Here is a 9,505-nt window from a genome sequence, read left to right as displayed (position 1 = left end):
TGAATCGCCCCGAGTTCATCGGAGACCAGTTTGTTTAAGTCAGGCCACTTTACCTGACTCGTTTAAATTATCATAGTAGTCTGTTTCATATTGAGCTGGTGAAATATACCCAATTGAAGATAATAAGCGTTGATTATTAAACCAATTGACCCACTCTAACGTTGCGTATTCAACAGCATCAACATTCTTCCACGGGCCATTTCTGCGAATAATCTCTGTTTTAAATAATCCATTTATTGTTTCAGCCAATGCATTGTCATAAGAGTCACCCACACTGCCTACAGACGCTTGAATTCCAGCTTCAGCAAGTCGCTCAGTGTATCGTATAGACAAATATTGGCTGCCTCTGTCGCTGTGGTGAATTAACCCTTCGGGGTTGCCACGATGCCAAATAGCTTGCTCTAACGCATCAAGAATAAGCTCTGTGTGCATTGTCGTTGATACACGCCAACCTACAATGTATCGTGAAAAAACATCTATCACGAAAGCGACATAAACAAACCCACTCCATGTGGCAACATAGGTGATGTCAGCTACCCAAAGTTGATTTGGCTGCTCAGCAGTAAATTGACGATTAACTAAATCAAGTGGCTTATCTTGTTGCTCGTCAGGTATCGTTGTCTTATGTGCTTTACCCCGACGAACACCTTGAATTCCCATAACTCGCATCAATCGTTCGACTGTACAGCGGGCGACTTGATGGTCGTCAAGCTGTAGCTGCTTCCATATTTTTCTTGCACCATAAACTGACATATTATCCTCCCACACTTCGCGAATGAGTATTATCAGCTCAGCATCACGCTTTTTGCGGTTAGACAGTCGCTCAGGCTCTCTTTGTATCTGTTTATGAGAATAATACGTTGATGGTGCAATCGGCAATTCCTTGCAAATTGACTCGACACCGTAATGCTCTCTGCAAGCATCAATAAAATCCACTATTACTTCTGTTTGCGGTCGAGCTCCGCTTGGGCGAAAAAAGCGGCAGCTTGCCTCAGGATATCATTCGTTCGCTTGAGCTCTTTATTCTCGCGCTCTAAGACGGCAAGGCGTTCTTCAGTTGATTGCGTATTAGAAGAGGGTTTAGACGGTTGAGCTTGAGATTTCTTGACCCATGCTCTAAGTGTTTCTGGGGTACATCCCAGTTTATCTGAAATCGATACTAGCGCAGCCCAAAGAGAAGGGTATTCATGCTGTTGTGTGGTAACAAGCCTAATTGCACGTTCACGAAATTCTGATGTATAGCGATTTGATTTTTTCATAGTTCCAGTTTCTCAAGTTATTGAGTCTCTGGCAAACACGGGGCGATTCAATATTTGTTATTTACACCTTTGCTAATCACACTATCGCCAGACGAGAATACGAGGCCAAAGTAGAAAGTTATGCGTTTGTAGATAGCTTAACAGGACTTTATAACCGTAGGATATTTTTAGATAAGCTTGATAAAGAACTAAATAAAGCCCAGTTCAATGAGTCACCATTAGTCCTCATGTATTTAGATTTAGATTACTTCAAGCCAATAAATGATGAGTTAGGCCATGGTGCAGGCGATGAAGCACTTAAAGAAGTTGCAACGCGCATAAAAAGCTGTTTACGTAAGCACGATATTATTGCTCGAATAGGTGGAGATGAATTTGCAGCAATTTTGCCACAGTTAAATGATAAAGACGTGATCTCTGAGATAGCACAAAGAATCATTACAAATATTAGCAAACCATTTATTTTATTTGACCAAAAACGCACGCTCGGAATAAGTATAGGAATTACCATCACAAACGGACAAGCTCATACTAGCTTAGAAGTAAAAACACACGCAGACCAAGCACTTTACGAGGCTAAAAATTCCGGTCGAAACTGCTATCGGTTTTCTAAAGAAACACGCTAATTTTTAGTATTTTATGAATTTAGTATACGGTTTCAAGATTGCGCGTTTTTCCGGAATGAATTATCACTTTTAGTTCTAGCTTTTACCATTAACATAGCGCAAGTTTTATTATATAGTGGAGCCAAGAATTCATTGCATAGTAATGCATTTAGATTCATTCATTAAATTAACTATTCATTTTTATTAAAAATATAACATATCAAGTGCAGTCTATGTGTTTTCTAATGAGTTATACCAATAACAAACGTAATAATAACCATATTACAATCCAGAATTTTAAAAACGAGGTAAGCGCATGTTATCAAAACGCATAATTCCTTGTTTAGACGTAAAAGACGGCCAAGTCGTTAAAGGCGTTAAATTTAAGGGCCATGAGGTAGTCGGCGATGTTTTATCACTTGCTAAAGCCTACAGTGAAGCCGGTGCCGACGAACTGGTATTTTACGAGATCAGTGCAAGCGTTGAAAAACGATTACTCGATGTAAATTGGGTAGAAAATATTGCCCGCCATATCGATATTCCATTTTGTGTAGCGGGTGGCATTAAATCGGTAGCCGATGCAGCGCGCGTACTTGAACGCGGCGCTGACAAAATCAGCATTAATAGCCCTGCCATTGCTCGTCCTGAGCTTATAAAAGAGTTACACGATGAGTTTGGCAAGCAGTGTGTGGTTGTCGGTATTGATAGCTTTTACGATGAAACAACCGGTGAATACTTAGTGTATCAGCTTACAGGCGATCCTAATGCCTCAAGCCGTACTCGTTATAAAACCCAAGAGTGGGTTCAGCGGGTACAAGACTTAGGCGCTGGCGAAATTGTTTTAAACTGTATGAACCAAGATGGCGTTCGTAATGGTTACGACAACGAGCAACTAAGCAAAATACGCGAGCTATGCGACATTCCTTTAATCGCCTCAGGGGGCGCAGGCACAATGCAAGATTTTGTTGATGTATTTAAACAAAGCAAAGTAGATGGTGCACTCGCAGCCAGCGTTTTTCATAAAAACGTGATTAACATTGGCGAACTAAAACAATTTTTAATAGATAACCAAGTGGCAGCCAGATTATGCTAGTAACGCAAGAAAACCTAACTCAAGTTGATTTCGCAAAAAGCGAGATGATCCCTGCCATTGTTCAAGATGCACGCTCTGGCGTTATTTTAATGCAAGGGTTTATGAATAGCGAAGCACTTGCTGTCACGCTTGAAAGTAATAAGGTGACTTTTTATTCGCGTTCTAAATCGCGTTTATGGACCAAAGGCGAGTCATCAGAAAACTACTTAAACGTGGTCTCTGTGCATACAGATTGCGACTACGATTCAATTTTAGTATTGGCAAATCCAGAAGGGCCAACGTGCCATTTAGGCACGCAAAGCTGTTTTGACGATGCTGCAAAACCAAGCTTAAGCTTTTTAGCGCAACTTGAAGATGTGATTGTTGCACGTAAAAACGACGATCCAGCTAAAAGCTACACCGCATCTTTATTTGCTGAAGACTTAAGCCGCAGCTGCCAAAAAGTAGGTGAAGAAGGCGTTGAAGTGGCGCTTGCGGCAATGAAACACGACAACAATGAGCTTACTAACGAATCGGCTGACTTGTTGTATCACTTAATTGTGTTACTACAGCGTCAAGGCTTAGAGCTCACCGATGCAGTTGCTTGCCTACAAGGGCGTCATAAGTAAAACAGCCTGTTACTGAGTGCGCCATTTTGTGGCGCACTCAGTATGTTAAAACCATAAATTCACTTTAAATTACACCTTGCGAATAGCATTTACTCCCTCCCTTAGGTATTCTTTAACTAGGGTCTGTTGACCTTTGCGGATTAAAATTTGTTCAAACTAGGGGCGGTTTAATCGCGGCGCTCGGTTTGCAACCTAGTGGGCTAAGTCAAAACCGAGCAACAAAGAGTAAATCGCCCCTAGGCAGAACCCGAAGGGCAGCGCCTGTTTGGCATTGATGCTGCGTTATCACCTATTTATGGGGAATAACCACACTACATAGGCTCTGCCTTGCCTAAATACCAAACAGACTGCTGCAAATTCAACCTTGAAAGGTCAATAGACCCTAATGTTCAAGGAATAGCTATTACAAAAGGATAGCGCATTATGAAAACCTATATATCGCTGGTATTAACTGGCCTAATTTTATCTGGCTGTAGCAGTTTAACCACTGAGCAAAAAGCTAAACTAGATAACCTAACCCCCTGCGAAAAAATGGATGGGCTGATTGCCGCCTATGACAATCGCTTTGCAGCGTTAAAAGACACCAAAGTAAAAACACCTTATTTAGATGTGTGGAGCGCAAAGTACAACGTATTTGGCAATAACTGCCAAGTAACCAGCTTTAACAATCAAACCGTGACCTATCAATGCCAAGAAAGCTACAAAGATCAACAGCAGGCGGTAGCTATGCATCAACAAGCAGTTGAACTCACTCGCCAATGTTTAACTAAAAAAAACAACTGGTTAGAAACACAAAAAGAGTCAGAAACGTCGCTGCGTACTACCTTTGTACTTGATGATAAGTCGCCGGTTATTTCTGTTTATACCAGCAAAACGTTATCAAAAATTAAAACCTGGTCTACCTCGTTAGAAGTAGGAAAGCCCGTCGCCACTAAATAATTACGAGAGAATGTATGCGCCTAACACCCAGTAAACAATCCACTCATTTAAAAACAGACTGTATCGGTGAATGTTATAGAATGAATGGCTACTGTACTGGGTGCGGGCGCACAAGTGACGAAATATTCGACTGGATTATTTTAACCGATGAGCAAAAGCAAGCTATATTGGCCTCCCCTCGTGAAGATGCCAAAAAAGACTAGCTTAAATTTATAACCATTAAGGCGCATTACGTTGTGATGGGTCACGTTTAAAGTCTTTACTTAATCGCTTAGGGTCTAACGCTTCACGTTGTTTGCTAGCACCTTCTGCCCACCAAATTAATTGATTAAAGGTGCGCGAAAAATAGCTATCCCATGATGTTTGCTCTGCCGCATTATTTGCGTCACCACTTTCAATAAACACATCCTGTGCTTTTGGAACATGGATCATTGCTGATACCGGCAAACAGCCCAGTTCACTTAAAAAGCTGCGCATACCAACAGCAGCGCGCACGCCGCCCCACTGCCCTGCAGAATAGGTCACAATTGCGCTGGGTTTATAGCCAAATAAAGAACTACCAAAATGGTTTAGCAAATTAGCAAGTGCCGGACTCATCGAATGATTATATTCAGGGCTCACCATAACAAAGCCATCGCTGGCTTTAATTTTTGCTGCTAAATCATCAAGTTGTTTAGGTACCTCAGCCTGCGTATAGGCCAAGTGCGGTTTAAACACAGGGTCTAAATCATAATCGAGCGGATCAATAAGCTCTATTTCATGCTCAGAGTAATGCTCAAGCAAACAACGCTCACATGCTTTCGATACCCTTTCCCCTAAACGCGCAGGCTTAGGTGGGGTACTTTTTCTAACCGAACCGAGAAAAATTAAAAATTTCATGTATCGGCACTCCTTTTTAATTGCGAAAATAAATACCTCAAAAAAGTTTGAGGTATTTACTGTACGATTTAGGCCTTATCGAGCGCTTGGCTTACATCGGCAATAATATCGTCAATGTTTTCAATACCCACCGATAAACGAATTAAATCGCGGCTAACGCCAGCATTGGCCAGCTCTTCATCATTTAATTGTCGATGCGTGGTAGATGCTGGGTGGCAAGCCAGCGATTTAGCATCGCCAATATTTACCAAGCGTAAAATCATGTTTAGAGCATCAATAAACCGCGTACCGGCTTCAAGGCCACCGGCAATACCAAAACTTAAAATACCTGACGCTTTACCATTGGTAATTTTTTGGCTTATTTCGTTATACGGGCTTGATTTTAATCCCGCGTAATTAACCCACAGCACCTTAGGGTGGCTCTCTAGGTATTCAGCAATTTTTTGCGCGTTTTCGCAGTGGCGATCCATTCTAAGCCCTAATGTTTCAAGGCCAATTAAAATGTCTGATGCGTTTTTAGGCGCAAGCGCCGCACCGGTATTTCTAAGTGGTACAACGCGGCAACGCCCAATAAATGCCGCTTCAGCAAACGCATCGGTATACACTACATTATGGTACGACGGATCAGGCTCATTCATCATCGCAAAACGGGTTGCATTGGCTTTCCAGTCAAACTTGCCCGAATCAATAATCATGCCGCCAATCGCGGTTCCATGGCCGTTAATGTATTTAGTGAGTGAATGCACCACAATATCGGCACCTAACTCAAATGGACGACACAGATACGGCGTAGCCACGGTGTTATCTACAATTAAAGGCACCCCTTTGCTGTGGGCAATTTTCGCAAGGCGAGCGATATCAACTATATTCCCAGCAGGGTTACCAATTGATTCGCAAAAAACTGCACGAGTGTTTTCATCAATGGCGTTTTCAAAACCGTCAAAATCATCGGCTTTAATCATTCGCGCCTCTATACCTTGGCGCGGCAAGCTGTGGACAAATAAGTTATAAGTACCACCATACACTTGGCTGGTGCTTACAATATTAGTGCCCACCTCACATAAACATTGAATCGCATAGGTAATCGCCGCCATACCCGAGGCCACAGCCAGCGCACCAATACCGCCTTCCATCGCGGCAATACGCTGCTCAAGCACCGCATTGGTTGGGTTCATTATGCGGGTATAAATATTACCAGGCACTTTTAAATCAAATAAATCAGCGCCATGCTGCGTATTATCAAAGGTGTACGAAGAGGTATTATAAATCGGCACCGCCGCCGACTTAGTGGTGGCTTCAGATTCATAACCATGGTGCAACGCTAAAGACTCAAGTTTCATAATTTATTCCTTCAATATAGTTACATCTAACGTAGCATTTAATGGTTACAAAGTGCACATGAAATATACTAAAGAATATTGAAAGAAATAGATTTATCGCTGTATCTAGCTAAGTGTTCAAACTACTGTCGCTCATATATTCAAGAAAATGAGCCAAGCGCGCATATTAATCTGTTCTTTATTACTTAATAACAATAAAAACTTAGTGATAGTAATATGTTAGATAATTTGTTAAAACTATGTATAAAAGAAAAATGAGCGCAGCGCTGGTATAAATATGCGAGATGAGCGCACTATTAAAGTATTAAGTGCTAAAGGAGTATGCGTGAGCCCCTTGAGTTATTTATTTAAGAAAAAACAGCCATCTTTAAAGAAAAAAGATGGCTCTACAAAAACCAGTGGCGAGCTAATCTCTGAAGTAACAGAAGGGGCTAACTTGGTCGACGGTAAGCAAACATGGGAGTTGGTTGAAGAAAATAAAGATGATCTCGATACCATGAAACGTTGCTGTGATGCCGAGCTTAAAACAATGAATAAAGCAGGATTGGTTCCTGCGCCTTATTATTTTGAACGAGTTGCTATTCTTTCTAGAAAAAGCAAAGACTACGCTCAAGAAATATTTTACTGCGAACAGTATATTGAGAAGATCGAATCCTTTTATTCTAAAAACGGCACTAAAGGTATTGCTGATGTAAGAAAAGGCCCAAGATTTAAAGCCATTGTAAAGCGGCTACCAAAAGCAAAAGAACTCTACGCCAAGCAAAGCACTTAACAAGTGCCTATAAACCAAAGGACGCAAAACAGCTGGCTTGCGCTCCTTCGTCGCTAATTTTAGCCTGCTATTTCACGACGGTTAGGCAAGCGTTAAAAGTACAAGGAAATTTATGAGCCTATGCCCTCGCTGTGAACATAAATTAGATGTTTTCAGCTTTTCTTTATCTGCATTCCCGTTTTATTTTAAATGTGCCAATTGTCAGACAAGATTGAAACTTATCAGCTCAAAATTATTTTGGGCTATATTTTTATTCTATTTGGCAGTCGTGTTTACATTGATAATGTATATTCCGATTCTTAACGAATACGGTTTAGGCGTAACATTAGCCGTATCAGGCTGGCTCTTTGTTTACTATAAATCGTCACCTTACATACCCCCCTGTGTCAGGATAGTTGTCGCCTCTAACTTTTAATAGAGGCAATAAAATGAGACGTCGATTTACACAAGAATTTAAAGTTCAAGCTGTTGAAAAAGCATTATCTCAATGTGATGATGTTCGCCTAGAAGATATTGCGTTTGATTTAGGCATCGGTTATTCAACCTTGCAACGATGGATTACGCTTGCTAAAAAACATGAACTTGAAACTAAAAATAATGGTAGTCACATGACAACAGAAAAACGCCCTCATGACTGGAGCTTAGAAGAAAGGCTTAATGCCATTATTGAATGTGCGAGTTTAGATGAAGCAGCTCTTAATGAATATTGCCGTGCTAAGGGGCTTTACCCGCATCATATTAAACAGTGGAAGCAAGATTTAGTAACACCACCTTCAAATAAAACAGTAAAGTCAGACAGTAAACAGCTTAAGCAAGAAATAAAGCAACTGCAAAAAGAACTGAATCGCAAAGATAAGGCCTTAGCTGAAACTGCCGCTCTACTTGTACTCAAAAAAAAAGCGGATGCGCTTTGGGGTTTCAACGAGGACGATTAACCAGCTCAACTGAACGTCATGAACTGATAAAGCTCATTACCGACGCGCAGAAATCAGGGGCAAGGCAAGCAAAAGCATGTGAGTTACTTGGTCTAACGGCAAGAACAATTCAACGCTGGATTGAAGCTGATGATATGACAGATAAGCGAACGAGTACGATAAAGCGACCACCTAACAGGCTAACTGAATTAGAGCAACAGCGTATTATTAAGACAGTAAATTCAATAGAATACGGACATTTACCACCCAGCAAGATAGTCCCTAAACTATTAGATAAAGGTGTGTGGATAGCATCAGAAAGCTCGTTTTATCGTGTTATGAAATCACATAAATTATTAACACACAGAGAAAAAGTTAAACCAAATAAAAAGATAAAAAAACCAAAAGCGCTCAAGGCAACACGTGTAAACGAAATTTATACATGGGATATCACATATTTGCCAACAGCGGTTAAAGGTCAGTTTTTATACTTATATTTAGTGATGGATATTTATAGTCGAAAAATAGTTGGTTGGCAGGTTCATGACACACAGCTAAGCACACTGGCGGCTGATTTAATGGTAGATATTTGCAGGCGAGAGCAGGTAAAGCCAGATCAAGTCACGTTGCACTCGGATAATGGCAGTCCAATGAAAGGGGCAACGTTATTGGCAACATTGCAGGAGTTAGGTATTGTGCCTTCATTTAGCCGACCGTCAGTGAGTAATGATAATCCTTATTCTGAATCGCTATTTAAGACGTTAAAGTATCGCCCAGAATACCCTGAAAAAGCCTTTGAAAGCATCGGTAGTGCAAGGAAGTGGGTTAACGGATTTGTTGATTGGTACAACGATGAGCACTTGCACAGCGGTATTAAATTTGTCACGCCAAACCAGCGTCATTTAGGATTAGATAAAGCGATACTAGCGAACCGTCACCGAGTAAATGAAATAGCGAAATTGCAGAATCCAATTCGTTGGTCAGGAAAATCTAGAGATTGGACAATGACCAATGAAGTAAATTTAAATCCAGAGAAAAAAGAAGCAATGCGGGCGGCATAAAATTTAATTTGATGCGACAACTAACTTGAAAAACTCCG

General features: G+C 41.0%; 10 protein-coding genes and 1 other annotated feature. Of the genes, 7 read left to right on the top strand and 3 right to left on the bottom strand.

The window, feature by feature from the left end:
- Positions 1-39 precede the first annotated feature (39 nt).
- A protein-coding gene (locus tag L641_RS0108015) for an IS3 family transposase (protein ID WP_223230517.1) occupies positions 40-1,259 on the bottom strand; the annotation gives its coding sequence in 2 pieces (ribosomal slippage) (positions 40-971 and positions 971-1,259; 1,221 coding nt in all).
- Positions 865-981, bottom strand: a sequence feature (AL1L pseudoknot). (Overlaps the previous gene by 117 nt.)
- Before the next feature lie 20 nt (positions 1,260-1,279).
- Here L641_RS0108015 and L641_RS0108005 point away from each other — a divergent pair.
- The 5 genes from L641_RS0108005 (at position 1,280) to L641_RS22870 (ending at position 4,704) form a co-directional block, all read left to right on the top strand.
- A complete protein-coding gene (locus L641_RS0108005; RefSeq protein WP_024601622.1) occupies positions 1,280-1,882 on the top strand; it encodes a GGDEF domain-containing protein in 603 nt (200 codons plus the stop codon).
- Between the two features lie 295 nt (positions 1,883-2,177).
- The gene (hisF, locus tag L641_RS0108000) at positions 2,178-2,954 is read left to right on the top strand and encodes an imidazole glycerol phosphate synthase subunit HisF (RefSeq protein WP_024601621.1); all 777 of its coding nucleotides are present in this window, start codon (positions 2,178-2,180) and stop codon (positions 2,952-2,954) included.
- Positions 2,948-3,562, top strand: a complete 615-nt coding sequence (gene hisIE / locus L641_RS0107995) for a bifunctional phosphoribosyl-AMP cyclohydrolase/phosphoribosyl-ATP diphosphatase HisIE (RefSeq protein WP_024601620.1) — start codon at positions 2,948-2,950, stop codon at positions 3,560-3,562. Before hisF ends, hisIE begins: the two co-directional genes overlap by 7 nt.
- Positions 3,563-3,985: 423 nt before the next feature.
- Positions 3,986-4,501: a hypothetical protein gene (locus L641_RS0107990; RefSeq protein WP_024601619.1), complete on the top strand. Its 516-nt coding sequence runs from the start codon at positions 3,986-3,988 to the stop codon at positions 4,499-4,501.
- Positions 4,502-4,515: 14 nt separating this feature from the next.
- The gene (locus tag L641_RS22870; protein ID WP_016900157.1) at positions 4,516-4,704 is read left to right on the top strand and encodes a DUF1289 domain-containing protein; all 189 of its coding nucleotides are present in this window, start codon (positions 4,516-4,518) and stop codon (positions 4,702-4,704) included.
- 16 nt (positions 4,705-4,720) lie between these two features.
- Here the strand turns inward: L641_RS22870 and L641_RS0107980 are convergent, their stop codons facing one another.
- Together L641_RS0107980 and L641_RS0107975 are read right to left on the bottom strand one after the other, a co-directional pair.
- Entirely contained in the window at positions 4,721-5,380 is a 660-nt protein-coding gene (locus tag L641_RS0107980; protein WP_024601618.1) for an NAD(P)H-dependent oxidoreductase, read from the bottom strand.
- 68 nt (positions 5,381-5,448) lie between these two features.
- Positions 5,449-6,720, bottom strand: coding sequence for an aminotransferase class I/II-fold pyridoxal phosphate-dependent enzyme (locus L641_RS0107975; RefSeq protein ID WP_024601617.1), 1,272 nt, complete (start codon positions 6,718-6,720; stop codon positions 5,449-5,451).
- A 325-nt stretch (positions 6,721-7,045) separates the two neighbouring features.
- Between L641_RS0107975 and L641_RS0107970 the strand changes: the two genes are divergently transcribed.
- Both L641_RS0107970 and L641_RS0107960 read left to right on the top strand, forming a co-directional pair.
- On the top strand, positions 7,046-7,492 hold the full coding sequence (locus L641_RS0107970) for a hypothetical protein (RefSeq protein ID WP_238529444.1): 447 nt from the start codon (positions 7,046-7,048) through the stop codon (positions 7,490-7,492).
- Between the two features lie 428 nt (positions 7,493-7,920).
- A protein-coding gene (locus L641_RS0107960) for an IS3 family transposase (RefSeq protein WP_139016074.1) occupies positions 7,921-9,467 on the top strand; the annotation gives its coding sequence in 2 pieces (ribosomal slippage) (positions 7,921-8,401 and positions 8,401-9,467; 1,548 coding nt in all).
- Positions 9,468-9,505: the final 38 nt, after the last annotated feature.

The organism is Pseudoalteromonas sp. TB41 (genome assembly GCF_000497975.1).
Classification (GTDB): Bacteria; Pseudomonadota; Gammaproteobacteria; order Enterobacterales; family Alteromonadaceae; genus Pseudoalteromonas; species Pseudoalteromonas tetraodonis.
The sequence above is the reverse complement of the archived record's forward strand: the minus strand, read 5'-3'. Positions and strand labels throughout refer to the sequence as shown.

Excerpts from the sequence above, each read along its gene's own strand:
- hisF (WP_024601621.1), top strand. The coding sequence starts at position 2,178 with ATGTTATCAAAACGCATAATTCCTTGTTTAGACGTAAAAGACGGCCAA.
- hisIE (WP_024601620.1), top strand. The coding sequence starts at position 2,948 with ATGCTAGTAACGCAAGAAAACCTAACTCAAGTTGATTTCGCAAAAAGC.
- L641_RS0107990 (WP_024601619.1), top strand. The coding sequence starts at position 3,986 with ATGAAAACCTATATATCGCTGGTATTAACTGGCCTAATTTTATCTGGC.
- L641_RS22870 (WP_016900157.1), top strand. The coding sequence starts at position 4,516 with ATGCGCCTAACACCCAGTAAACAATCCACTCATTTAAAAACAGACTGT.
- L641_RS0107980 (WP_024601618.1), bottom strand. The coding sequence starts at position 5,380 with ATGAAATTTTTAATTTTTCTCGGTTCGGTTAGAAAAAGTACCCCACCT.
- L641_RS0107975 (WP_024601617.1), bottom strand. The coding sequence starts at position 6,720 with ATGAAACTTGAGTCTTTAGCGTTGCACCATGGTTATGAATCTGAAGCC.